The sequence below is a fragment of the Flavobacterium sp. 103 genome (assembly GCF_003096795.1).
In the GTDB taxonomy this organism is placed as follows: Bacteria; Bacteroidota; Bacteroidia; order Flavobacteriales; family Flavobacteriaceae; genus Flavobacterium.
Genome location: NZ_QENX01000001.1, coordinates 3,173,109 through 3,198,636 on the forward strand (window position 1 = coordinate 3,173,109; position 25,528 = coordinate 3,198,636).

Here is a 25,528-nt window from a genome sequence, read left to right on the forward strand (position 1 = left end):
GCCCAAAGCAATTATAACGACTTAAGGTGGTTATTGCGGCGGGGCTCACCTCTTCCCATCTCGAACAGAGTAGTTAAGCCCGCCTGCGCAGATGGTACTGCAGTTATGTGGGAGAGTATGTCGCTGCCTTTTTTTACAAAACCCCGTTTCGAAAGAAACGGGGTTTTTTGTTTTATAAAAGTTTTAGGTTTTTAGCGGATTTTATAAAAATAGCAATTTTAAAAACTATTCAAAATTACCCTAGATAGATACTAAATTGTCTTAATATGTAATATATCGTTTTCGTAAGGTTAAAATAGCATTTGTATCGGAAAATGCAGTTGTGTTTTAAACAGAATTATGATACTACTTTAGCAATAGAAATTATTACTAATTTAAAACAACAGTATTATGAAAGCGATTTTAAAACTTAGTCTGGTGGTATTGGTAGCGATGACTACGATGAGTAGCTATGCAATCGATGGTGATTTTTTACTTAATGTAAAAAAAGGAACCGGTAAAGAAATTAGTTTTTCGGTAAATGAGATTCAGAAAGCCAATGTAACAATCTACGATAAATCTCATAATGTAATCTACTCTGAAATAGCCACCGGCAAAGGAGGGATTTTGAAAACCTACAGCCTTGAGGAGTTTCCTGACGGGGTTTATTTCCTGGAAGTGGAAACCAATCTAAAGAAAGTGACGCACGAGATTGTGATCACCAATGAGGTTTCTACACTATCGAGAAAATCAGTGGCCGAGGTGTACAAAGGGGATCTGAAAATGAAAAACCAAAATGTGGCCACGGTGAATTAATTGGGTTATTTAAAAAAAGTGCTTACTTCGAAATCACAAAAAACAGCTCCTCTTTGGGGCTTTTTTTTTGTTTATAGGACAATACTAAATTTAATCATTAAATACTAAATACGGTTATGGAAACGCGATCGCATGAGGGATGGAAATGGCATCTCCTGATTTAGAAAAACAAGGCCTTTTGGCGTAGTTTTTGTTAATTGGGAATACAATGGACAGCCCGACCCGCAGGGACATGCCATAATAATAAGGATGAAAATTGGGAAGCTTTTAAAGAAGAATATAACTCTTTATTTTTTATTGGTTTTATAATACAAACAAATTGTATTAATTGGGCATTCTTCACATTTTGGTTGTGGTCTGCAAATTTCTCTACCCAGAAATGAAATTGCCATGCCAATTTCTCGCCAAATGTTTTTTGGTAAAATTTGCATGAGTAGTTTTTCGACTTTATTACCGTCCTGCGTTTCTGGGATTAATCCAATTCTAGGGGAGACGCGAATAACGTGTAAATCGGCAATGATTCCTTCGGCGGGAACTCCAGCTTCTCGCATAATAACGTTGGCAGATTTTCGTCCGATTCCTTTCAAGGCTGTTAAATTTGCCATTGTTAAAGGAATGTTTTCGTCTTTTTGGACTATTTGTGCAATCTCGATTAACCAGTTGGCTTTGGTTCCAAAATTTCGAACTTTCGAAATATGAGGTATTAATGCATCAACATTGGAAATAGACAGATTTTCCATATTAGGAAAAATTTCAAACAAGGAAGGGGCTATTTTGTTAATGTTGGCATCCGAATCTTGAGCCGAAAGGACGACCATAACGACCAGTTGATATAGATTTTGGTAATCTAGTGGATGTTTTCGGTCTTTGTATCTTTCTAGAATTGGGGTTAATTTAGTCTCCCAATCATTTGTTTCTCTAAATAAATCCATTTTGATTTTTGATTTAGGATTAACGATTTTTGATTGTAGATTTCGTTCTGCTGCTTTAAATCTCAAATCAGCACTCGTTAATCAGCAATCTTAGATCTCAATATCTTTTATAAATTCATCGTACTCGAAGTAAAATAGTTCCAGAGCATTCATTTTTTCATGGAAAAAATCAAATATCTCATCCCAATACTTGCGGTTGCTTACACTAACATTTAGTTTCTCGACCCAAACACGGCTAATGGTTTTTCCGTTTTCTAGAGTGTGGTTTTTTTCAAAAACCAAATCTTTGACAAATTCTTCCTCGAGTATGTTTTTTAATGCTTGGAGTTTTTCAAAATATTGAATACGCAATTCTGGATTTCTCATTTCGATATCGATATGTACTTGGGCTTTGGTGTTTTCGACATAAAATTTAAAAGAGAAATCTTTGATTTTAGTATCATACAAGACCCATTTTCTTGGATATTTTTGTGCAAATTCGACCCAAAATTCGTGTTTTAGTTTTTGATTTTCTTCTTTGCTGTACATATTGTTGGGTTTTGGATGTTTAAAAATTTGTTTGGCACTTATTTCTAAAGTATATTTAGATATTATTTTATTTGCAAAAATAACCTTTGATTATGGATTTTCAAGATTTTTTACAAATTGTTCCTCATTTGGATGCTGTAAATCTTCCTGGTGAGGCTGCCCATAATGTTATGGTACCGCAACAGCGTCTTGAAATTACAAAAAAAATAAATTTTAATGAAATAAAGCCAAGAAATGCTGCAGTTATGATGTTATTTTATCCTAAAGACAGTATAACTCATTTGGTTTTGATTGTTCGAAATTCATACAAAGGAGTTCATTCTTCCCAAATAGCTTTTCCGGGAGGGAAGTATGAACAGGAAGATGCCAATTTTATGCAGACAGCATTAAGAGAAACCTACGAGGAAATCGGAATTCATCAGGATAAAATTGAAGTGCTAAAAGCGTTTACCCATTTATACATACCTCCGAGTAATTTTATGGTTTACCCTTTTTTGGGAATTTGCAGGGATGAAATAGCTTTTTATCCTGATCCTAGCGAAGTAGCAGACATAATTGAATTGCCATTGACTACTTTTTTAAGTGATTCCATTGTAGTCAATACAGAAATGACAACATCTTATGCAAAATCCATTGAGGTGCCTGCGTTCAAAATTGAGGATCACATTGTTTGGGGAGCGACAGCCATGATGTTAAGCGAATTAAAAATTGTTTTGAATTCTGTTTTGAATAAAATCAATTTTTGAATGGTTAGTTTTGTTAAAAGCATCGCCTTTTAATATTAAAAAAGGAAAAATAATCGTAATTTTGCAATCCCAAATCTAAAAACAAACAATCAATCTTATGGGATTATTTAAACGAAATCCTTTTGGACACATACTATTTATAAAAAAATGGTTGATTAGAATCTTCGGATTTATTAGCCACAGGCGTTATCGTGGTTTTAATGAACTGCAAATTGAAGGTTCTGAAATTATTAAAAAGCTTCCTGATACAAACGTTCTTTTTATTTCCAATCATCAAACTTATTTTGCAGATGTAACAGCGATGTTTCATGTGTTTAATGCCAGTTTAAGCGGGCGTGAAGATTCCATTAAAAATGTTTGGTATATGTGGAATCCCAAATTGAATATTTACTATGTGGCTGCCAAAGAGACTATGAGAGCTGGCTTACTGCCTCGAATCATGGCTTATGCTGGCGCTATTACCGTAGAACGTACTTGGCGTGCCAAAGGACAGGATGTAACCGAAAAAAAGGATGTAAATCCAAATGACACGGAGAATATTAAGATTGCATTGGCTGATGGTTGGGTAATTACTTTTCCGCAAGGAACAACCAAGTCTTTTAAGCCAGTTCGAAAAGGAACTGCACACATCATAAAACAACACAGACCTATAGTTGTGCCAATTGTAATTGATGGTTTTCGACGCTCGTTTTGCAAGAAAGGATTGTATATGAAAAAGAAGGGTATTCTTCAGTCACTTGTCATCAAAGAGCCTTTGGCCATTGATTATGATAATGATTCCATTGATGAAATTGTTGAAATGGTAGAATTCGCCATTGAGCAACATCCATCTTTTCTGAAAGTCATTCCACTAGAGGAATTGCAGGAGCAAGAAGAACTGAATAAAAAGAGACAATGGGAATATTAAAATAAAAAAAAGAGACATATTGTCTCTTTTTTTTATAAATCAATTTTCTTCAATTCTTCGAAGTTATTCTGCAAACGCTTTAATAAAATACCATAGATTAATTTGTAAATCAACCAAAATGCAAAGGTAAAAATCGCTGTAGCCAAAATTAATACAATCAAGGATATCAAGGCAATGTGTAAAGGCATTTCGGGATGAATCACGCCATTTTTTGAAGCTCCTTCCAAATAGCCTTCGTAAAATAAATAGCCTCCAAAAACAATAAAAAACACAGCAAAAAACGATAAGTTAAACGCGATGTATTGCTTCACTACTTTTCTCGTTTTTAATATCGTTGAAATAAGTTTTTTGGTATTGTCATCAACTGCAATTTTACGGTACATAGTGTAAAACTTGAAAATAAAATACAGAATAACAGCATACAATAGGACAGTAGCTGCTATATAGTAGCCATAAACACCCAAATGTTTAATTAATTCCATGTTTTTCTCATCGTATTTGGTAAACGATAAGGCCAATCCCAATACCAACCCTAATCCAAGTTCTATGATACTCACTATAAAAATCCACTTCACTACCGAAGATGATTTTTTATGAATCATTTTGTAAATCTCATTTTCCGATACCTGCTCAAAAGAAGCTGCGTTCTTTTTCCAGTCTTTTTTCAATAAATCCAACTCTTTCATACGCCTAATGGATTTAATATTTTTTTTAATTTCCCTTTTATACGATTCATTTTTACCCTTGCATTCACTTCACTAATCCCTAAAGTTTCCGATATTTCGGTATAATCCTTGTCTTCCAAATACATAAATACTAACGCTTTTTCAATATCATTGAGCTGATAAACTGCTTGGTACATCAATTTCAACTGCTCCTCTTCCTCATAATTATATTCTATGTCATGCGTAAAATGTTGTCTCCCTTCGTACTCAACGGTTGCAATGCTGCGCTTACTCTTTCGATACAAAGTAATTGCCGTATTCAAGGCGACTCGATAAGCCCAAGTCGAAAATTTACTTTCCCCTCTAAATTTCGGAAAAGCTTTCCACAACTGAATCGTGATTTCCTGAAACAAATCCTTATGAGCATCCTCACCAGCAGTATACAATCGACAAATCTTGTGGATTATATTCTGGTTTTCTTGCAATTGCTTGACAAAAGAAGGTTCTAGATTTTCACTCATATCCCATTAGTACGACACCCGCACATTTTGTTACAAAACAGTTTTTTTATTTTAAATAAATTACAATAATTAGGAGCACAAATTAATCATTCATAACTGCATTACTCCCGCTGTGCGCTATATCTTTTTATCTCGAAAAGACGAGATAAAAAGGATGCCGCTTCCATCGGGGCTAATCCAGAAATTTATTTTTTCATAATATCTTTCCAAAGGAAAATAAAAATTAAAAAATATTTCCAGTTTATGAGACCAATGTTCAGTCCCAAACCTAATTAAAATAATATAACTTAGCAACTCTGAAATACATAAAACAAAAATTTTGCAACTATCAAATTTCCTTTCAAGAATTCCAATCACAATTTCCAAAAAGCTTAAATCAATATTTACAATTCTGTTTGCATTATTTATCAGTTTTAATTTTTATTCGCAAAATACGTATGTATTTGTCGGTTCTTATAACTTTAATAAAGACAAAAAAGGAATTTATGTTTTCAAATTAGATACTGTAACAGGTCAATTAAAGAAAATTACAACTGTCAAGAATGTTTTAAATCCTTCTTATTTAACGGTCTCTCCAAACGGTAACTATATTTATGCCTGCACAGATACCAAAACTCAAAATGCAGGAAGTGTCAGCAGTTTTGAATTCAAACCTCAGAATAAGACTTTGACATTTATTAACAGTCAAAAAAGTGGTGGTGAAAATCCAGTTTATCTATCTGCTCATAAAAACGGAAAATGGCTTGTAAATGCTAATTATACAGAAGGCAGCGTCGCTGTTCATTCCCTAACGGAGGATGGTAAAATAAGTCCAATTATTCAAACCTTCTCCTATCTAGAAGGTAGTATTGATAAAGAAAGGCAAGATCGTTCTCATGTTCATTCAAGCGTATTTTCTCCCAATTATGATTTTATTTTTTTACCTGATTTGGGTGCGGATAAAATCAGATCTTATCAATTTGACAGTTTACAAAAACAACCGCTTCAAGAAACTTCATATCCATTTACTCAAGCTGTATTAGGAAGTGGACCAAGGCATTTTACATTTCATCCCAATGGGAAATTTGCCTATTGTGTTGAAGAACTCACAGGAACAGTAAGTGTTTATAAATACGCGAATGGAAAATTAGATAGTATTCAAAGAATTGCATCTCATACTGATGAGTTTAAAAAAGGATTTAATAGTGGAGATATTCATGTTTCTCCTGATGGAATTTTTTTGTATGTAACCAATCGTGGTGAGGAAAATAACATTGCCATTTTTTCGATAGAAAATGATGGAACATTAAGATCAGTTGGATATCAACCTACTTTTGGAAGAACACCAAGAATATTTGCCGTTGATTCCCAAGGAAAATTTATAATAGTGGCGAATCAATCTACAGGAAATGTAGTGGTTTTTAAAAGAGATTCGGTTACAGGATTATTAAAGAAATGTTCAACAAATACAAAAGTAAAAAATGCTTCTTGTGTACAAATTAAAGAATACTTGTAAATTATAATGCCCTAGTTTTATAATAGTTCACCATTAAATTCACAAACTTGCTATAACTGTCCATACCATCTTTTTGTTGGTTGATTTTTAGGAAACGATCGTAAAAAATATGAAAACCCGTTTCAATTGGAGTTTGGTATTGTTCCCAAAAATCCTCACTCTCCCGATAATTTTTTAAAATACCGGGATGGACGGTTTTGAGTAATTGTTTTAATACTTCTTCGTTTCGTACTTGCCAATTACCCAGACAATAACGCAAAGCCATACTGTATCCTGAATATTGAAAATACAGATTGTCATTTTTTATGGAAGACATAAAGCCAATAAAATTGCATTCGCTCTCACTGGCATATCCCATCTGATGGGCCATTTCATGATTTGTGGTCATCGGAAAACTGTACATTGGTCCTAAATAATTTACCTGTGCTTCATTGGTAAACGGATTCAGATAGCCTCCAAAACCCATATAGGTGAGTGGCAAACTAAAAAGGGATTTCTTAATACTCAAATGGGAATAGGTAAAAAAATCATATTCTCTAGACAGGTTTTTATACCCATTTTGATTCATTTCAAAAACTTGGTTTTGGGAATAGGGAAATACTACTTTCAAACTGTCGTTTTTGGTAATTTGACTTTGGATAGCATTCGTTTTTGCAATTAATTTTTTGGTAAAAGTCAATAAATCGGCATCGGTATAATCCCTTTCAATGTTCATTTTTTCGAACAACGGTTCACGATAATAATTCAATGCCCAAAGGAAATGAAAGAAAAAATAAAACACCGAAAGAACACTCAAAATAGTTAAGAGATTATTTTTCCATTCTTCTTTCCAAGACTTTCTGTTTTTCCAAAACCATTTTAAAACGAGTAAAATCAGAATAAAATAAATACAATCACCTATTGAAAAAGGAATTTTTCCCAAAACAATTCTCGAAAATTTTGATAGATAAACATACAATCCGTTGCTGTAAAAACGTTCTACACATTCTGGGGAAAACCGAATGATTTTTAAGATTACAATTTGTATCAACAAGAATAAGGGGAGAATGTAACTTCGTTTCATTTTTTATAAATTGTATTGTAAAGAAACAAATTTTGGTGGATTATTTATTTTAAAATAATTTAAAACTTTTATAAAACTAGCTTTAGGAGTTTGTAACTTTGAGCTTTTATTATTTTAAACGTTTTTAATTAAAAAATATACAAGAGAATGAGTCAAGAGATAAGAAATCTAGAACCAAAAGCACTTTGGAACAAATTTGCCGATTTAAATGCGGTACCTCGTCCTTCCAAAAAAGAAGAACGTGTAATTGAGTTTATGAAAGACTTCGGTACCAGTTTGGGACTAGAAACTTTTGAAGATGAAATCCGAAACGTGATTATTCGCAAACCTGCAACTCCAGGAATGGAAAACAGAAAAGCTCTTGTGTTGCAAGGACATTTGGATATGGTGCATCAAAAAAATGCAGATACTGTTTTTGATTTTGATACACAAGGAATCGATATGTATGTAGACGGGGATTGGGTTCGTGCCAGAGGAACTACTCTTGGAGCAGATAACGGTCTTGGTGTTGCGACTATTATGGCAATTTTAGAAAGTAAAGATATTCCGCATCCAGCAATTGAAGCTTTGTTTACCATAGATGAAGAAACTGGAATGACAGGAGCGTTGAATTTGCAAGGAGGAATTCTTAAAGGAGATATTTTATTGAATTTGGATACCGAAGAGGATGATGAGATAGGTATTGGATGTGCTGGTGGAATGGATGTTACGGCCACTGCAGAGTATGATGAAGAAGAAACTCCTGAAGGTTCTGTTGCATATACGATAAAGGTAAAAGGATTGAATGGTGGACATTCAGGAATGGATATTCACAAAGGTTTGGGTAACGCGAACAAAATTATGAACCGTTTATTATTTGATGGTTTTGATAATTTTGGATTGCAAATTTCTGAAATTAACGGAGGTAGTCTTCGTAATGCAATTCCGCGTGAAAGCACAGCGAAAGTAATTATTGCAGCTGTTTACGACGAAGCTTTTGTATTTGATATGCAACAAATTGTAAACGAAATCAAAGCAGAGTTTCAAACTACTGAGCCTAATCTAGAAGTGGTTTTTGAAAAATTAGACACTGTTCCGGCAACGGTAATGCCAACGATAGCACAGTTTTATTTTGTTAGAGCGATGTATACCGCTCACAATGGCGTTTATAGAATGAGTGCAGATTTTGACAATCTAGTTGAAACTTCTAATAATATTGCAAAAGTAACGCTGGGAGAGGGGAAACTTTCTGTTCAATGTTTGACACGTTCTTCTGTGGAATCGTCCAAATTTGATATGGCCAATGCTTTGCGTTCAGCATTTGAATTAATGGGTTGCGAAGTGGAATTCTCTGGTTCATATCCAGGTTGGTCACCAAATCCTAAGTCTGAAATATTAGATGTTTTGGTTTCCATTTATGAAAAACAAAACGGTGAAAAACCAAATGTAGCGGCTTGTCACGCCGGATTAGAATGTGGAATTTTAGGAACAAACTATCCTGATATGGATATGATTTCTTTTGGACCAACTATTCATGGCGCACATTCACCCGATGAAAGAGCAAGTATTTCTTCTGCCCAAAAATATTGGAAATTTGTATTGGAAATTTTAAAAAATATTCCAGTTAAATAATTAAGAAAATTAATAAATACAAAACCCTCGTTTAGCAATAAGCGAGGGTTTTTCAATATCAATAATTAATCCCTTTTTGGGCTATTTTTCTTTTCTCTCTTTTCTTCCTTTTTTTCTTTAGCGGTTTTAAGAGGCTCTTTTTTGACGGTTTTCTTAGCGTCTTGACTTTTTGACATAATAGTATATTTTTAGTTGTTTTTTAATAATTGAATATAGTCTAGTAAAGATACCCATTTTTTTGATTCGATAGTAGATCATTACCGTTGTCTGTAAACTTCTACGCTATCTTTTTCCAATCTTTGCTTAAGCCAACGCGTTAATTTTTTTTTAGAATCCAATTTTAATTCAGTTTTGCTTTTGTATAAAAGTACTGGAATAGTTTTGTTTTTGCTAGCATATTGTGTGATAGCAATTGGTTTAATTTCAGGGAATAAAATAATAACTTCATTACTGACTTTTGTATTGTTGGCTTGATAATTTGATATCTTTTTTTGTAAATCATTAATCAATTCGTCTTTATCGGCTCCAGATTTTTTATGACTATTAATGGTATTTAGGATATCATTTTTTAAATCAAAAGTGTCCTGTTTGATTAAGAGTTGTGTATTCATTAAATCATATTCTTTTAATTTCTGATTGAAAGATTTAATTTCGATAGGGCTGAATTTTTTGGATAAAAAAGCCAATTGTATAATTTTTGGATTAGTATTATAGTCTGTTTTTTTATAAATAAGAGTGTATTCTTTTTGAGGAAATTCCTTTTCGATAAATTCTTCAGTTCGCTGTATGTATTTTTTTTCGTCAAATAATCGATAAGCAAAATATACACTTGGAATAATCATGATTAGAAGAAGTGCTGTAATTCCTTGTTTCACCTGCTTTTGATGTTTCAAATCAATTTGTTTGGCAATTGGGTATTTTAAAAACTTCACAATAATAAAAGTGGCAATGCATATAAAAACACAATTGATAGTGTACAAATACAGCGCTCCTCCAAAAAACAAATAATTCCCGGTTGCCAAACCATAACCGGCTGTACATAAAGGAGGCATCAAAGCCGTGGCAATTGCTACTCCCGGAATAGGATTTCCTTTTTCAACTCTGGTAACTGCAATAACACCAACCAATCCCCCAAAAAATGCAATTAAAACATCATATATGTTTGGTGAAGTACGAGCCAAAAGTTCTGATTGAACTTCTTTGAATGGGCTAATATAAAAGTAAAGCGTCGAAACTATTAAGCTGACAATTGTTGCTATCGCAAGATTTTTGATTGACTTTTTCACCAATTCAAAATCATACATTCCCAATCCAAAACCGGCCCCTACGATAGGTCCCATTAATGGCGAAATCAACATCGCTCCAATAATTACAGCAGTTGAATTGACATTGAGTCCCACAGAAGCAATAACAATAGCACAAGCCAAGATCCATAAATTGGAACCACGAAAAGAGATATTGCTGATAATGTTTTCCAGTACTTTTTTTTGGTCTTCTTCTCCTTTTTGAAGGTCGATGAAGTTTAAAAACTTCCGTATTATTTTATTCATCTTGATTCTCTTTGTTTAATTTTAAAAATGCTCCATCAATGATTAATAAAGTAACTTGATTTGCGGTCACGGAACGATGCGAACTCAAATCGTCTGAAACAATGTAGGTCATACCTTGGGTGAGTTTATAAATTTCTCCATTTTCTAATTCGCTACTGAATTCGCCTTCCAAACAATGTACAATATGGCCTTTTTGACACCAATGATCTGCTTTGTAATTATCCGAATAAATCACTTTTCGAATACGTAGACCATCTAATAGAACTGTTTGCCAGTAGGCTATTCCTGCAGTTCCTTTATGTTCGGTAGTCTCAATATTGTCCCAATCTATGGTTTGAAAAGATATGTTCATTTGATTTTTTTTAGATTCCTTTTAGACAAATTTATTTTCACTCGGGGCGAGAATTTATTATTGCAAATCGTTCCTTAAGTTTTAAAAATGGTCGCTCAAAATAGCGGTAGGATAAACTTGCCATACCAACTGTAAATACAAAAACGAGAATAGTACCGATTACTGATATTGTCATTGAAGAAAATTTCCAGTGCAACAGTGGTTTTTCCCAATAAGTCTTAAAATTATTGAAAACGAGATGAAAAACGAGCGAATGAAACATATATAACCCAAATGAAATACGGCCTAAATAGACTAAACTCTTTGGAATAAATTTTTGAGGTGTACCCAGTGTCGTTAAGAAAAATAGAGTTGAACCTCCCAAAACCAGTAACCAACCAAGAATTGCCCCAGAAACAGTCGGATGCCCATCATAGCTTTTTACACCAAATCCATAAACGGCAAAGAACCAGCAAAACAAAGCAATTATGAAAAGAATGAATCGAATTGATATTGTCCATTTAGGAATTCTTCCTTTAAGGAAAATTGCTAATAAAGCTCCGGCAGCAAAAAATTGAAATTGGAAAAAACTATTTAACCATTGTCCGCTTTCGCCGCTATACTGCAATTTTGCATAATAAACACATAAGGCGTACGATACTATTAGTAAAGCAATACTAACTTTGGTTAGCAGTTTTCGTCCTCCCATTTTCGTTAATAACGGAATAGCTATATAAAACTGTTCTTCTACAGCAATGCTCCAAAGCGGATCTATTGGGCCGCCAATCCATCCAAAATGAAATATATACCAGTTTCCATAAAAAAACAGAAACGCCAACCAGGCGTATACTTTATTGGTAGCCACGCCAGGTATGAATTGCCCAAGAATAATTAATCCAATAAAAACCGCAAAATAGAGTGGCCAAATGCGCAATATTCTACGAGTATAGAATGATTTTATATGTATTGTATCCGTTTTTTTTAATTCCCGAAGCAAAAGTTCCACAATTAAAAAAGAACTCAAAAGAAAAAAAATTGGAACGCCAAATGCCCCAGCAGTACAAAAAGTGTAAAATATTGGTTGTGTTTTTTGATCGACAGGAACATAGTCCATAAAATGAAAAAAGAAAACACACATAAAGGCGAAAAATCTTAAGGCATCGAGTTCTGGTCGATAGAAGCGGATAGTATCGGATGTTTTAGGCATTTTATATCAAATAATTTTTCAGATGGTTTTGGGTATTAAAAACTTGTAGGTAACTCAAGATAGATCCAATAAGCACTCCAAATCAATTTTTTTAAGGGATTAGTCTTGTATGTAACTTTTTGTTATAGTTCAAATTTAAACTTATTTTATATTTTTTTAATGATTTATAATTTTGAATCGATATGCAGGAATAAAAAAAATCCCCAACTACTTTCGTAATTGGGGATTCAAATCAAATTTATGTTTTATTAAGAAACCAAAACCCAAGCTCCGCTAGCTATTAAGCTTTCGGCTTTTTTGTATTTCATTTCCTGTGTTTGACCATTGGCTACATTTTGTATTGTAACCGTATCGTTACGATTTATTTTTGGTTGGTCGCGAACGATAGTTTCAGTTACTTGTCTTTGTTGCGTTTGTCCAGCTTCTTGATTAGCACTTTCACTATTTGGAATTTCGTCTTTGCTTAATTTGTAATCTTCAACCTTACGCTCGATTCTTGCTTCTTCAATAACAGGAGCATTTTGAGCAGGCAAATCACCTTTGAATAAAAACGAAATTACATCTTTATTCACATTATCAAGCATACCGCGGAACAAGTTAAACGCTTCTAATTTGTAAATAAGCAATGGGTCTTTTTGTTCGTGAACTGCCAATTGAACTGATTGTTTCAATTCGTCCATTTTACGTAAATGTTTTTTCCAAGCTTCATCAACAATAGATAAAGTGATGTTCTTTTCGAAATCGGCTATCAGTTGAGCTCCTCCAGTTTCGTATGCTTTCTTTAAGTCAGTTACAACGTTGAATACTTTTATTCCATCTGTAAAAGGAACTACAATGCGCTCAAAATGGTTGTTTTTGTCCTCGTAAACATTCTTGATGATAGGGAAAGCTTCTCTAGCGCTTCTTTCTGTTTTTTGAGTATAAAATTCAAGTGTCGCTTTATAAAGTTTACCTGTGATTTCAATTTCAGTTAATTTGGAAAAATCCTCTTGTGTTACTGGTGATGTAAATGAAAAATAACGAATAATTTCAAATTCAAAATCTTTGAAACTATTTTTAGCTTTGTTTTCGTCAACAATTAGTTCGCAAGTATCATAAAGCATATTGGCGATATCCAATTTTAGGCGCTCACCGAACAAGGCGTGACGACGACGTTTGTAAACTACTTCACGTTGAGCATTCATTACGTCATCGTATTCCAATAAACGTTTACGAACACCAAAGTTGTTTTCTTCTACTTTTTTCTGAGCACGTTCGATAGATTTTGTCATCATCGAATGTTGGATTACTTCTCCTTCTTGCAATCCCATTCTGTCCATTACTTTGGCAACTCTTTCAGAACCAAACAAACGCATTAGGTTATCTTCAAGAGAAACATAAAATTGAGAACTTCCCACATCTCCTTGACGACCAGCACGACCACGTAACTGACGGTCAACACGACGAGAATCGTGACGTTCTGTACCTACAATTGCCAAACCTCCAGCAGCTTTTACTTCGGGAGATAATTTAATGTCGGTACCACGACCAGCCATGTTGGTAGCAATAGTCACTACTCCTGGTTTTCCTGCTTCTTCAACAATTTGTGCTTCTTGTTTGTGCATTTTTGCATTCAATACGTTGTGAGCTACACCACGCATTTTCAACATTCTGCTCAATAATTCTGAAATCTCAACCGAAGTGGTACCAATAAGAACGGGTCTTCCGGCATTTGACAATTCAGTTACATCTTCAATAACTGCATTAAATTTTTCACGAGTTGTTTTGTATATAAAATCTTCTTTGTCTATACGAGCCATTGGCCTGTTGGTTGGAATTTCCACTACATCCAGTTTATAGATTTCCCATAACTCACCAGCTTCGGTAACAGCTGTACCAGTCATACCACCCAATTTGTTGTACATTCTGAAATAATTCTGTAATGTAATGGTAGCAAATGTTTGTGTAGCAGCTTCGATTTTTACGTTTTCTTTGGCTTCAATCGCTTGGTGTAAACCGTCAGAATAACGACGACCATCCATGATACGACCTGTTTGCTCATCGACAATCATAATTTTGTTGTCCATGATTACATATTCCACATCTTTTTCAAAAAGACTATATGCTTTCAAAAGTTGTGTCAAAGTGTGAATACGCTCACTTTTTACACCAAAATCTTGGAACAATCTTTCTTTTTCTTCTGCTTCGGCATCTTTATCTAACTTTTTCTTTTCGATAATAGAAATTTCAGTTCCAATGTCTGGAAGTACAAAAAAGTTCTCTTCAGTATCTCCTGAAAGGAATTTGATACCATTATCCGTTAAACTTACTTGGTTGTTTTTTTCTTCAATTACAAAATACAAAGCTTCATCCACTTTTGGCATTTCGCGATTGTTGTCTTGCATATAAGAGTTTTCGGTTTTTTGAAGCAATTGTTTAATTCCTTCTTCACTCAAAAACTTGATCAACGCTTTGTTTTTAGGTAAACTTCTGTAAGCCCTCAATAATAAGAAACCACCGTCTTTGGTATTTCCTTCTTTGATTAATTTTTTAGCTTCAGCAAGAAAACCATTAGCCAATTGACGTTGTAACGCTACCAAGTTTTCAATTTTTGGTTTCAACTCATTGAATTCATGACGGTCTCCCTGAGGAACTGGTCCTGAAATGATAAGAGGAGTACGGGCATCATCAATTAAAACAGAATCGACCTCATCGACAATAGCGTAATTGTGTTTTCTTTGAACCAAATCTTCTGGCGAATGTGCCATATTATCTCTTAGGTAGTCAAAACCAAATTCGTTGTTAGTACCATAAGTAATGTCGGCTTCATATGCTTTTTTTCTTGCTTCAGTGCTTGGTTGGTGATTATCTATACAATCAACGGTCATTCCGTGGAATTCGAATAAAGGTGCTTTCCAAGTACTATCACGTTTGGCCAAGTAATCATTCACAGTTACCAAATGCACACCGTTTCCTGTTAAGGCATTCAAGTATAATGGCAAAGTCGCCACTAATGTTTTACCTTCCCCTGTTTGCATTTCGGCAACTTTACCTTCGTGCAAAACCATTCCGCCAATTAATTGAACGTCATAGTGAATCATGTCCCAAGTAATTTCTTTACCGGCTGCATTCCAAGTGTTAGCCCAAATAGCGTTATCACCATCAAGTGTAATATAACTTTTTGTAGCAGAAAGTTCTCTGTCTTTTGGGGTAGCGGTAACTACTATTTGTGAGTTATCTTTGAAACGTCTTGCTGTTTCTTTCACAACCGCAAAAGCTTCAGGAAGAATTTCCATTAGTGTTTTCTCAGATATATCGTAAGCCTCTTTTTCAAGAGCATCAATAGCAAGATATATATCTTCGCGTTTGTCAATGTCTTCAATACCTTCTACTTCCACTTTAAGAGCGGCAATTTTGGCATCTTTTTCGGCACGAGCTTCTTTTATTTTTTCTTTAAAAAAAGCTGTTCTAGCTCTTAATTCGTCATGTGACAAGGATTGCAAAGCACTTTCAAAAGTCTTTATTTTATTTAAATACGGTTGTAAAGCTTTGACATCTTTCTCAGATTTATCTCCAACAAAGATTTTAATAATACTGTTTATGAAACTCATGATTTATTTTTATTTCTATTTAATGTAACTTGTATATCTGTGTAAAATTAAACAAAAAAAAAGCCTCTTTTGAGACTTTTTCTTGGTTTACTTTTTTTAATATTCATCCTCGTTCCAAAGATAATCTTCGTCCGTAGGATAATCTGGCCAAATTTCTTCCATTGATTCATATATCTCGCCTTCATCCTCAATAGATTGAAGGTTTTCTACTACTTCTAATGGAGCTCCTGCTCTAATAGCGTAGTCAATAAGTTCGTCTTTGTTAGCAGGCCACGGTGCATCGCTTAGATAGGATGCTAATTCTAATGTCCAATACATATTTGTCGATTTAGTTTGTGCAAAAATAAATTTTTTACTGAAAAAGACAAGTAAAAAATGATTTATTTTTTTTAAAGTTAAGAACGTATTTTCAGACAGAAGATTTAAGGTTGGAGATTCCAGATTTTAAAAGTGAAAATCTATTCTAAAATACCGTATACTACAATCTGCAAACTGAATACTTATTTCCTCGGTATCCATTTCACTTCATCAGCCTTCAAATCTAAAGACAACTTTCGTGCCAATACAAAAAGGTAGTCAGAAAGTCGGTTTAAGTATTTAATGGCTATTTCGGCAACTGGTTCATTATGACTTAAATGCACGGCAAGTCGCTCTGCGCGACGACAAACACATCTAGTTATATGACAATATGACACAGTTTGGTGTCCGCCGGGTAAAACAAAATGAGTCATTGGTGGGAGTGCTTCTTCCATAGTGTCTATTTCATTTTCCAATAATTCGATGTCGGTTTCCGTTATTCCAAGTTTTTTTAATCGAAGTTCTCCATTTTTCATCACCTCTTTCTCAGGTGGAGTTGCCAGAATTGCACCTATGGTAAAAAGGCGGTCTTGTACTTCAATTAGGATTTCTTTGTAGTGACTGTTTATTTCCTGGTCACGAATAAGCCCAATATAGGAATTCAGTTCGTCTATAGTTCCATAACTTTCTATGCGGGCATGGTCTTTTGGTACGCGGGTTCCTCCAAAAAGAGCAGTAGTTCCACCATCTCCGGTTTTTGTATATACTTTCATTCTAATTTTAGATTTATGAATTTAGAATTTAGATTTCAGCTCGTCTGAAAAACAAAATTACTTTATTAATTCGATTATTGAAGAAACAAACCGTTCTAGTGCTCCTTCACTGATGTTGAAATACAAATCAGGTTCGATACATTCTATTTCCATTAAATGCAATTCAGTACCAATTACAATTCCATCAACTCGGGCGTATAATAATTTGTGATGAAAAGTATTTACGACTTTTTGTGCTTTGTCTATTAATTCTTGACTTGGTTGTATTAAAGTGTATCTCCCTCCAAATTGGGATTGCACTCTAAAATCACCATCAATTGGTTTTTTATTGACGGCATGAGAGAATGTTTTATTGAAAAAGATAAAAGAGGTTTCTCCCAATGTTTGGATTTCTGGTATGAATTCCTGTAAAAGCAATTCTTTTTCTTGAGCTATTTTTGTGTATTCGTCATTAGTTTTTTCAATATCTGATACATCAAAAACAGTTGTTTGATAGGAACCTGCAGAAAAAGCCGGCTTTAAAACTGCTTTTTCCCAATGTTTTGGAATTATTTTGCCAAGAATTAGGTGTTCGGTTTTGTCAATGAAAATAGTGGGAAGAATAGAAATTCCTTCCTTTTCCATTTCGCGTAAATAAAATTTATGCTTGTTTTGTTTAATGATCTCAATTGGATTGAGCGTTTTAATACCCAATTGTTCTATTTGGTTGAGCCACAGATTAAATTCGGTTTCTTTCTCAAAATAATCCCAAGTATTGCGAAAGATTAGATAATCAAAATCACTCCAATTGATTTTTTTGTCATTCCAAATTACCGCTTTAGCAATGAGGTTGTGTTTGGCTAGTTCTGGAATTAATTGTTGATCTGAGATTGTTAAATCAGGAAGTTTTTCACAGGTAAGTAAACCAATTGTCATTTGCGTTTAGGTTCTAAGGTTTTGGGGAATTATTTAGAGGGTAATTCTAAAAGTGTTAAGCTGATTTATTTATATACTGTTTCTTCGCGATACTGTTCCTTCACGCTATCGCTCTCAATGATTCCGTCTCTCAATCGAATAACACGATGAGCGTATGCTGCGATTTCTTCTTCGTGAGTTACTAGGATTACGGTGTTTCCATTGGCATGAATGTCTCCAAAAAGTTTCATTATTTCTAAAGAAGTTTTACTGTCTAGATTTCCCGTTGGTTCATCGGCGAGAATAATAGAAGGTTTGTTGACCAATGCTCTGGCGATTGCCACACGTTGACGTTGCCCTCCTGAAAGTTGATTGGGTTGGTGGTCCATTCTGTCGCCTAGATTTACTTGATTCAGTACTTCGGTCGCGCGTAAATTCCTTTCTGTTTTTGAATAGCCTGCATAAATCATGGGTAAAGCCACGTTATCAAGTGCAGTTGTTCTAGGTAAAAGGTTGAACGTTTGAAAAACAAAACCAATCTCTTTGTTTCGAATTTCGGCCAATTCGTCGTCTTTCATGTGACTCACATCTTTTCCGTTTAGAATGTAAGTTCCGGAGGTAGGTGTGTCCAAACAACCTAATAAATTCATTAGTGTAGATTTACCAGATCCCGAAGGCCCCATTAAGGCTACATATTCTCCTTTATTAATTTCTAAATCAATACCTTTTAATACATATACAATTTCGTTTCCAAGTACAAAGTCTCGTTTGATGTTGGTAATTTTTATAAGTGGATTTTTCATAAGAATATTGGATTGCTTGGCCAGTTCGCCCTTTGGGCTCGTGTGTAGATTGTTGATTTTCGGTTTTAAAAGTACAAAAGACTTTTTAATTTATGATAAGTAGTTATAGTTGGATTTTTGTTACAATCTTATTGGATGCAATATCATCGTGGCTGAGATTAATTCTAATGTTAAAGTGTTTATTTAAATCAAATTTGTTTGATAGCAGTTTTTTGCGTGAGTGATGGCAGTGGAGCTCTTTATTGAATTGCACCGCTTTTTAAGGTGCAATTCAATAAAAGCGGGAACGAACAGCACGACCCGTAGTTTTTACGGAGGGTCACGCCCAAATGTATCATTACTGTCTGATTTTCATTTGTTTCAGAATTTTTTTGATTGTTTATATAATTACCACATATAAATTATATATGATATGACTTGGGGTAAATTTGATGAAGAAATGTAAAACAAATATAATATTATGGAAACTAGAAAATTATTATTGGGAATGGCAGTAATTGCTTTGGGATTTTCATCTTGTAAGGATGAAAAAAAAATACAAGCTGAGAAGTCAGTAGAAACTTATGTTGTCTATGTTGATTCATTAGGAAAAATGGACTCTGTAGCGACAAAAGAAAATTGGGAATCTATTCAAGCTACTTATGAATTACGAAATGCAGAAGCAGAAGCAGCTTTGCAGAATTTGAAAGAGGATATAAAAGCACAAGAGCGTATTAATGCTAGTAGAGCGAAATATGAAGAATTGAAAGCTAAAATGATAGCTGAAGAAGAAGCTGTAAATCAAGCTAAAATTGCTGATAGCCCAAAACAACGATTAAGAAATGCACTTTTTGGAGAAGGAAAAGTGGGGAATGATATGAATTTTAACTGGGTAAATGCCAAAAATATACTTGGTGTTTATCAAATGTTTGTGGATACAGCCCATAAAAACAAAGATAGTTACACTCGTGAGGATTGGGACGAAGTGAAGTTGATGTATGAAGCATTGGACAGCAGAAAAAACACTGTGGAAAATGAAGGTCTTACTTCAAGCGATAACCATAAAATTGCTGCATTGAAATTGAAATTTGCACCAATGTATACTTTGAATAGAATGGGGGCTAAATCTGATGAAATGGCAAAAGCAAAAGGGTAATTAAATATTGATTCAATGAAAATGGCAATCAGAAATGGTTGTCATTTTTTAAGAAAATATTAATTCAAGTTTTGTTAATTTAGTAGCTAAATAACTGTTAAAAATATAAAATAGTGTATTTTGTCTATTTTATGTGAATTTTAACGATTTTTTTCTTTGTGTTTTGATTCTTATACTTTAAGTTTGCTTTATTAAAAGTTTATAAGGACGATTAAGGTTATCTATTCTAACTTTGTATTTTGAAAAGTTTTTGTTCTATAATTTATTATAGATTTAGTTATTCAAAATGAAAATTGACAGTCATGGGGGTGACTGTCTTTTTTTTTGTTATAAATTGAATAGATTTTAATGAATTGACCGATTGCTAGTTCGAAATTTTGTAAATTTTAGTGATGTCCTTTAATATTTCTGTAAAGTTGATGTTCAGATCAATTAATTTACCACTGTGTATATCAAAAATCCAACCATATACTCTTAAACCTCTTTCTTTGAATGCTTTTTGAACTTCGGCAGTTTTTATGACATTGATACATTGTTCCTGGACATTCAACTCGACCAGTCTTTTGTATTTTTCCTCTTCGTTAGTTATTGCATCAAGTGTTTTTTGATGGATTCGGTAAACGTCCCTAATGTTTCTTAGCCAGGGATTTAAAATTCCCAAATCGGATTGTTGCATGGCAGCAAGTACACCGCCACAGCCATAGTGTCCACATACTACAATGTGATTAACTTTTAATTGCACTACCGCATAATTGATAACCGACATGGAATTTAGATCTGTATTGGGGACCATATTGGCAATATTGCGATGCACAAAAACCTCTCCAGGTTCTAATCCCATAAGCTCTTCGGCAGAAACTCGGCTATCTGAACAGCCAATATAGAGAAATTCAGGAGTTTGTCCTTTTGAGAGTTTTTCAAAATAATGTTCGTCCATTTCGAGTTGTTTGACAACCCATTTTTTATTGTTCTCAAAAATTTGTTTGATATCCATGGTGTGATTTTAAATTTTAAAAGTTAAGTTCTAATTATAAAATGCTGTTTGGGTTGTTCGTATCTGAAGAAAACCAGTCCCCATTGAAATGTGTCAATACTTACGGTTACTTTCGGATTATTTTTTATGATTTCCCAAGCTTCTTCCATTTCTGATGACCAGTGAATATCATCGAATATCCATACTGTTTCGTTGGTTATCGTAGGTAATAGTAATTCGAAATATTCTATGGTAGCTTTTTTTGAATGGTTGCCGTCGAAGTATATCAGATCATAGATTACAGATTTTAGATTACAGATTTCTAAGTAGCTTTTAAATTCAGTAACGACACATTCTACATTATTGAAATTAAATTTCTGCAATTGCAACTGAGCTTGTTTTGCCGTTTCCGGACAACCTTCTAGCGTTGTGAGTTTTGCTTCTGGATATCCTAAAGATAGGGCAGAAGTGGCTAATCCTAAAGATGTTCCTATTTCTAAAATCGAGGATGGCTTAAAATAATTCACAATCCGAAACAATAATTGAGCTCGTTTGGTTGAAATCCCTGCTGTTTTGGCAATCTGCGCAATCTGTCTCGTATTGGATTTAAAAACACGGGAACCCGCTCCAAAATCAGTAACTTCAATGGTGTTTTTGTTTTGCAGAAGTTCGCTTCGGTACTGTCGTAAAAGAACATATTCCGATTTGAATTTTTTGTTATAAAAACAGTTGGTCAATAAGCTAAATACAAATGGTGAATGCACGGCGTGTTCGTTTTTGGAATGCCAAAGAAATTTAATATAGGATTTGATTTGGAATAACATAAAAGCTCAATCAAGGTTTTATAAACGATTGGCGAAGATACTAAGATAATTGTCCAAAGTCCAATATCATAAAGTCGAAAATTATTAAAGAGTCAAAAAAATAAAGATATTGGTGTGATTTCCAGCTTTTGACTTTATGACTTTGAAACTTTAAGACTTTAAAAAGACTATCTTTGCGCCCTTGGAATTTACCCACGAACAGAAACAGAATTTTTATGATGATGGAGGAAATAATAGAGGACAGGAAAGCAATAACATTGGAAGAAATAAATCAATGCATCGCTATTTTGACGCAATTGAATACGGATACCTATCAGATTTTTGAAATACCAAAAGAGCAACGAACCGCTTTAATCAAAGCAGCTGGGCAATTTTCACGTCCTGATAGAGATGAGTTTGCTAAAAGAAAAAAGGACGGAAAAGCATTGGCCAAACGCAAGCAGGAAAAGAAAGACAGAACGGCACGTAAGGAAACTGGAATTCGTTCTGCAAGAGAAGCAAGTGTTTTTATAGCTCCAAAACTTTTGGCATCAAATGATTTAGCTTCTAAAGAACAGTTGGAACTTGAAACGCCTAGAAAATGTTATGTGTGCAAAACGGAGTTTACCAAAATGCACCATTTTTATGACTCAATGTGTCCTGATTGTGGCGATTTTAATTATGCCAAACGTTTTCAAACGGCTGATGTGAAAGGACAAATTGCAGTGATTACGGGTTCTCGCCTGAAAATTGGTTACCATATAACTTTGATGCTTTTGCGCGGTGGAGCGACTGTAATTGCTACGACTCGTTTTCCAGTGGATTCGGCATTGCGTTTTTCCAAAGAAGAGGATTTTATGGAGTGGGGACACCGCCTGAAAATTCATGGATTGGATTTGAGACATATTCCGAGCGTGGAGATTTTTTGCAATTTCATAGAACAAAAATACGGGCGATTGGATATTCTGATCAACAATGCCGCACAAACCGTGAGAAGACCTGCAGGATTCTATACTCATTTAATGGAAAATGAGGAGTGTCCAATTGCTTCTTTGCCACAGCTAGCACAAGATTTATTATTGGATCATGCCAATTGTTTAGAAGAATTAAAAGTATTGACTGCAGGAGCTTCTTCGAATCAAAATATGCCGGTAACTTGGCACGGACCCGAACCTGGAATTGGTTTAAGGGCTTCTGCCAAATTATCACAAATTCCATATTCATTTGATAATGCATTGGTCACACAAGAAGTTTTTCCCGAAGGGGAACTGGATGCTGATTTGCAACAAGTCGATTTGCGCAAAGTAAATAGTTGGCGATTGAAATTAGGTCAAATAGAAACTACTGAAATGATTGAAGTACAACTAGTGAATTCAGTTGCACCTTTTGTGTTGTGTAACCGTCTATCGGAAGTAATGAAGAAAGACAATACGGGCAAAAAACATATCATTAATGTTTCGGCTATGGAAGGGAAGTTTTATCGTGATTTCAAGGAAGACCGCCATCCACATACCAATATGGCCAAAGCCGCCTTGAATATGCTCACACACACTGCCGCAGGAACTCTTGCAAAAGACGGAATTTTTATGAATGCGGTAGATACTGGTTGGGTAACCGATGAAGATCCAGCTGAACTGGCCAAACGAAAACAGGAAGAACAGGATTTTCAACCACCATTGGATATTGTGGATGGAGCGGCTCGGGTTATGGATCCTTTATTTGACGGAATCAATACAGGAAAACACTGGTGCGGGAAATTCTTGAAAGATTATCGACCGATTGCTTGGTAAAATTTGATATTTTATAAATAAAGAACCACAGCATAATTGGATTTTGCTGTGGTTTTTTATTGCTGTATTTTACTAGCTTAGAAAATATTTTACTTATAAAATGGTGTTATATTTCGAATAACTCGTTCAGTTGGTTTTGCAATTGCTCTAAGGGGTTAATTTTTTGACTTCTTTTTGAATAACTGGTTCCATATCAGTGAAGGTTTCTTGTTTTATTTTTCGAAATTTTTTAATAAAAGAGGAAATCTCATTTTCTAATTCTTCGTGCTCGCTTCTAAATTTATGAGAGTCATATTTAAATAGATCATCAATTAGTTCTGTTAAATGGGTCAAATGTTTGGATGTTTTCTCTAGTAGTCTTTCACAGTTTATGTTTGTTTCAGACAAACCGGATGATAGAATTCTCATTTCTCCCAGATTTTCTTTGTTGATCAGTGAAATAAAATATTTGTCAACAAGATGATACAAAAAGTTCAAATCCTCTTTATAGAACTTCAAATCTGACTGCCAATGTTCGGTGAGAATGTATAATTCTCTGTATTCGGCAGTCCATGTGAAATTTCCTTTCGGTCTTAAACTAAAATTTTCCATAATAGTCAAGTATAAGTAAGTGTGAATGATTAAAAAATAAATAAAGTTAATTAACTGATTGAATATCAGGTTTTGTTGTCGTAGTGCTACTTTTCCAAATTGCAATAGAATCTGTAAGAATCAATAGTAAATTTAAGGATTTTATTTTGAGCAAACCTTTTTTAGTTGTTGTTTTTTTACCAGTAAATGCATGTGCCGTTCAAAGTAATAAGATTTTGCATAAAAGTAGTTATTTTTGGTTTTTTGTAGTAAATGACAAGAGAATTTGGAGAATAATTGTTTTACTATAGTTCAATCAGCATTGGCTTAGGCGACAATTAATTTTATATTTTACTTTAATCAATAATGTGTTATTCAGCTCAAAAACAAAAACCACAACAGAATTGGATTCTGTTGTGGTTTTTGTTTTTATTGTGACCGAAATTTAATTTCTCTTGGATGAATGTGTTTAATTTACCGAAATTAATTTAACGTCAAAAATAAGTACTGAACCTCCGGGAATACCTCGATAATCATAATTCCCGTATGCTAAATGTGCTGGTATCAAAAGAATACCGCTGCCTCCAGTTTTGAAATAAGGAATGCCTTCTGTCCAGCCTTTAATCACTTGGTTTAGACCAAAAGAAATCCCTGCGTCTGAACTTTGATCAAATATAGTTCCGCTGGTGTAATATCCTTTGTAGGCTACTGTTACATTTGAAGTTGTAGTAGGTTGTGTTCCTGTTCCGGGTTCTTTAATTATATAATAAAGACCAGACTCGCTTTTTTGTGCAGTTAAATTATTTTTGGCCAGATAATCTGTGATTTCTTTGTCGTTTCTGGCAACATAATCAATGTTTTCTTCTTTGTCATTGGAAGAAGAACAAGAAATAAAAAGAGTTAAGGCCACAAGGGCAGATAATAAGTGTTTCATAGAAATGGGCATTGTTATTCAATTTACTTTTATGCGAAAAATTGATTTAGTTTACCGAAATTAATTTTACATCAAATATAAGTGCTGAACCTCCAGGAATAGGTCCCATCGTTTCATTTCCATATCCTAAATGAGCTGGTACCAAAAGAATACCGCTACCTCCGGCTTTGAAATGAGGAATACCTTCAGTCCATCCTTTTACCACTTGATCCAAGCCAAAAGAAATTCCCTCTGGTTTACTTTCGTCAAATACATTTCCGTTAGTGAAATAACCTTTGTAAGCTACAGTTACATTTGATGTAGCGGTAGGTTGCGCTCCAGTTCCAGGTTCTTTAATTATATAGTACAAACCAGACTCGCTTTTTTCGGCTGTTAAATTATTTTTAGCCAGGTAATCTGTGATTTCTTTGTCGTTTTTGGCAACGTAATCAACTGGTGTTTCTTTTGTTACTTCGTTTGTTACTTCTTTATTTTTGTTACAAGAGATAAGAAGAGTCAAGGCCACAAGGGCAGATAATAGATGTTTCATAGAAATGGGTTGTTTTTTTTAAAGCGCAAATATAGTAAAAACCGATACTTATTTTTTGTTAAAAACTGAATTCGATTATTACTGTT

The 25,528-nt window shown here is 34.1% G+C and carries 25 protein-coding genes and 1 rRNA gene; 8 read left to right on the plus strand and 18 right to left on the minus strand.

Annotated features, from left to right (window positions below; genetic code table 11):
- Positions 1–22: 22 nt before the first annotated feature.
- Positions 23–132, plus strand: a 5S ribosomal RNA gene (gene rrf / locus C8C85_RS13415).
- 258 nt (positions 133–390) lie between these two features.
- Positions 391–795, plus strand: a complete 405-nt coding sequence (locus C8C85_RS13420) for a T9SS type A sorting domain-containing protein (RefSeq protein WP_116797512.1) — start codon at positions 391–393, stop codon at positions 793–795.
- A 287-nt stretch (positions 796–1,082) separates the two neighbouring features.
- On the opposite strand, the gene C8C85_RS13425 is transcribed toward C8C85_RS13420, so the two are convergent.
- Both C8C85_RS13425 and C8C85_RS13430 read right to left on the minus strand, forming a co-directional pair.
- On the minus strand, positions 1,083–1,727 hold the full coding sequence (locus tag C8C85_RS13425; RefSeq protein WP_116798487.1) for an endonuclease III domain-containing protein: 645 nt from the start codon (positions 1,725–1,727) through the stop codon (positions 1,083–1,085).
- A 90-nt stretch (positions 1,728–1,817) separates the two neighbouring features.
- Positions 1,818–2,255, minus strand: a complete 438-nt coding sequence (locus C8C85_RS13430; RefSeq protein ID WP_116797513.1) for a DUF4268 domain-containing protein — start codon at positions 2,253–2,255, stop codon at positions 1,818–1,820.
- Positions 2,256–2,347: 92 nt separating this feature from the next.
- Here C8C85_RS13430 and C8C85_RS13435 point away from each other — a divergent pair, with 92 nt between their 5' ends.
- A complete protein-coding gene (locus C8C85_RS13435; protein WP_116797514.1) occupies positions 2,348–3,001 on the plus strand; it encodes an NUDIX hydrolase in 654 nt (217 codons plus the stop codon).
- Between the two features lie 97 nt (positions 3,002–3,098).
- Positions 3,099–3,908 (plus strand): lysophospholipid acyltransferase family protein, encoded by an 810-nt coding sequence (locus C8C85_RS13440; RefSeq protein ID WP_116797515.1) that lies wholly within the window; start codon positions 3,099–3,101, stop codon positions 3,906–3,908.
- A 32-nt stretch (positions 3,909–3,940) separates the two neighbouring features.
- Here the strand turns inward: C8C85_RS13440 and C8C85_RS13445 are convergent, their stop codons facing one another.
- On the minus strand, positions 3,941–4,594 hold the full coding sequence (locus C8C85_RS13445) for a hypothetical protein (protein WP_116797516.1): 654 nt from the start codon (positions 4,592–4,594) through the stop codon (positions 3,941–3,943).
- Positions 4,591–5,094: an RNA polymerase sigma factor gene (locus C8C85_RS13450; RefSeq protein ID WP_111409049.1), complete on the minus strand. Its 504-nt coding sequence runs from the start codon at positions 5,092–5,094 to the stop codon at positions 4,591–4,593. The genes C8C85_RS13445 and C8C85_RS13450 overlap by 4 nt, the downstream gene beginning before the upstream one ends.
- A gap of 319 nt (positions 5,095–5,413) precedes the next feature.
- Between C8C85_RS13450 and C8C85_RS13455 the strand changes: the two genes are divergently transcribed.
- A complete protein-coding gene (locus C8C85_RS13455) occupies positions 5,414–6,589 on the plus strand; it encodes a lactonase family protein (protein WP_317046348.1) in 1,176 nt (391 codons plus the stop codon).
- Between the two features lies 1 nt (position 6,590).
- Here C8C85_RS13455 and C8C85_RS13460 read toward each other — a convergent pair whose 3' ends face one another.
- Entirely contained in the window at positions 6,591–7,652 is a 1,062-nt protein-coding gene (locus C8C85_RS13460) for a DUF3810 domain-containing protein (protein ID WP_116797517.1), read from the minus strand.
- 147 nt (positions 7,653–7,799) lie between these two features.
- Between C8C85_RS13460 and C8C85_RS13465 the strand changes: the two genes are divergently transcribed.
- Positions 7,800–9,263, plus strand: a complete 1,464-nt coding sequence (locus C8C85_RS13465; RefSeq protein ID WP_116797518.1) for an aminoacyl-histidine dipeptidase — start codon at positions 7,800–7,802, stop codon at positions 9,261–9,263.
- Between the two features lie 257 nt (positions 9,264–9,520).
- Here C8C85_RS13465 and C8C85_RS13475 read toward each other — a convergent pair whose 3' ends face one another.
- The 8 genes from C8C85_RS13475 to C8C85_RS13510 all read right to left on the minus strand — a co-directional run bounded on the left by C8C85_RS13475 (position 9,521) and on the right by C8C85_RS13510 (position 18,708).
- Complete coding sequence (locus C8C85_RS13475) at positions 9,521–10,813, minus strand: DUF389 domain-containing protein (RefSeq protein WP_116797519.1); 1,293 nt, start codon at positions 10,811–10,813, stop codon at positions 9,521–9,523.
- On the minus strand, positions 10,806–11,165 hold the full coding sequence (locus C8C85_RS13480; RefSeq protein ID WP_116797520.1) for a DHCW motif cupin fold protein: 360 nt from the start codon (positions 11,163–11,165) through the stop codon (positions 10,806–10,808). Before C8C85_RS13480 ends, C8C85_RS13475 begins: the two co-directional genes overlap by 8 nt.
- A 37-nt stretch (positions 11,166–11,202) precedes the next feature.
- On the minus strand, positions 11,203–12,351 hold the full coding sequence (locus C8C85_RS13485; protein WP_116797521.1) for an acyltransferase family protein: 1,149 nt from the start codon (positions 12,349–12,351) through the stop codon (positions 11,203–11,205).
- 248 nt (positions 12,352–12,599) lie between these two features.
- Positions 12,600–15,941, minus strand: a complete 3,342-nt coding sequence (gene secA / locus C8C85_RS13490; RefSeq protein ID WP_116797522.1) for a preprotein translocase subunit SecA — start codon at positions 15,939–15,941, stop codon at positions 12,600–12,602.
- A 96-nt stretch (positions 15,942–16,037) separates the two neighbouring features.
- Complete coding sequence (locus C8C85_RS13495) at positions 16,038–16,259, minus strand: DUF2795 domain-containing protein (RefSeq protein ID WP_007138072.1); 222 nt, start codon at positions 16,257–16,259, stop codon at positions 16,038–16,040.
- A 182-nt stretch (positions 16,260–16,441) separates the two neighbouring features.
- A complete protein-coding gene (locus C8C85_RS13500) occupies positions 16,442–17,011 on the minus strand; it encodes a cob(I)yrinic acid a,c-diamide adenosyltransferase (RefSeq protein WP_116797523.1) in 570 nt (189 codons plus the stop codon).
- Positions 17,012–17,068: 57 nt separating this feature from the next.
- Positions 17,069–17,926, minus strand: a complete 858-nt coding sequence (locus C8C85_RS13505) for a RimK family alpha-L-glutamate ligase (protein ID WP_116797524.1) — start codon at positions 17,924–17,926, stop codon at positions 17,069–17,071.
- A gap of 65 nt (positions 17,927–17,991) precedes the next feature.
- Positions 17,992–18,708, minus strand: a complete 717-nt coding sequence (locus tag C8C85_RS13510; protein ID WP_116797525.1) for an ABC transporter ATP-binding protein — start codon at positions 18,706–18,708, stop codon at positions 17,992–17,994.
- A gap of 460 nt (positions 18,709–19,168) precedes the next feature.
- On the opposite strand from C8C85_RS13510, the gene C8C85_RS13515 reads away from it, so the two are divergent.
- A complete protein-coding gene (locus C8C85_RS13515) occupies positions 19,169–19,843 on the plus strand; it encodes a hypothetical protein (RefSeq protein ID WP_116797526.1) in 675 nt (224 codons plus the stop codon).
- A 364-nt stretch (positions 19,844–20,207) separates the two neighbouring features.
- On the opposite strand, the gene C8C85_RS13520 is transcribed toward C8C85_RS13515, so the two are convergent.
- Together C8C85_RS13520 and C8C85_RS13525 are read right to left on the minus strand one after the other, a co-directional pair.
- The gene (locus C8C85_RS13520; protein WP_116797527.1) at positions 20,208–20,837 is read right to left on the minus strand and encodes a carbonic anhydrase; all 630 of its coding nucleotides are present in this window, start codon (positions 20,835–20,837) and stop codon (positions 20,208–20,210) included.
- A 23-nt stretch (positions 20,838–20,860) separates the two neighbouring features.
- Positions 20,861–21,640, minus strand: coding sequence for an O-methyltransferase (locus tag C8C85_RS13525; RefSeq protein WP_116797528.1), 780 nt, complete (start codon positions 21,638–21,640; stop codon positions 20,861–20,863).
- A gap of 215 nt (positions 21,641–21,855) precedes the next feature.
- Between C8C85_RS13525 and C8C85_RS13530 the strand changes: the two genes are divergently transcribed.
- Positions 21,856–23,409, plus strand: coding sequence for an SDR family NAD(P)-dependent oxidoreductase (locus C8C85_RS13530; protein ID WP_410501041.1), 1,554 nt, complete (start codon positions 21,856–21,858; stop codon positions 23,407–23,409).
- A gap of 147 nt (positions 23,410–23,556) precedes the next feature.
- Here the strand turns inward: C8C85_RS13530 and C8C85_RS13535 are convergent, their stop codons facing one another.
- From C8C85_RS13535 to C8C85_RS13545, 3 genes are all read right to left on the minus strand, one after another.
- Positions 23,557–24,000 carry a hypothetical protein gene (locus tag C8C85_RS13535; protein ID WP_116797530.1) on the minus strand — a complete coding sequence of 148 codons (444 nt, stop codon included), beginning with the start codon at positions 23,998–24,000 and terminating at the stop codon, positions 23,557–23,559.
- A gap of 448 nt (positions 24,001–24,448) precedes the next feature.
- Positions 24,449–24,913, minus strand: a complete 465-nt coding sequence (locus C8C85_RS13540; protein ID WP_116797531.1) for an FKBP-type peptidyl-prolyl cis-trans isomerase — start codon at positions 24,911–24,913, stop codon at positions 24,449–24,451.
- 46 nt (positions 24,914–24,959) lie between these two features.
- Entirely contained in the window at positions 24,960–25,442 is a 483-nt protein-coding gene (locus C8C85_RS13545; RefSeq protein WP_116797532.1) for an FKBP-type peptidyl-prolyl cis-trans isomerase, read from the minus strand.
- Positions 25,443–25,528: the final 86 nt, after the last annotated feature.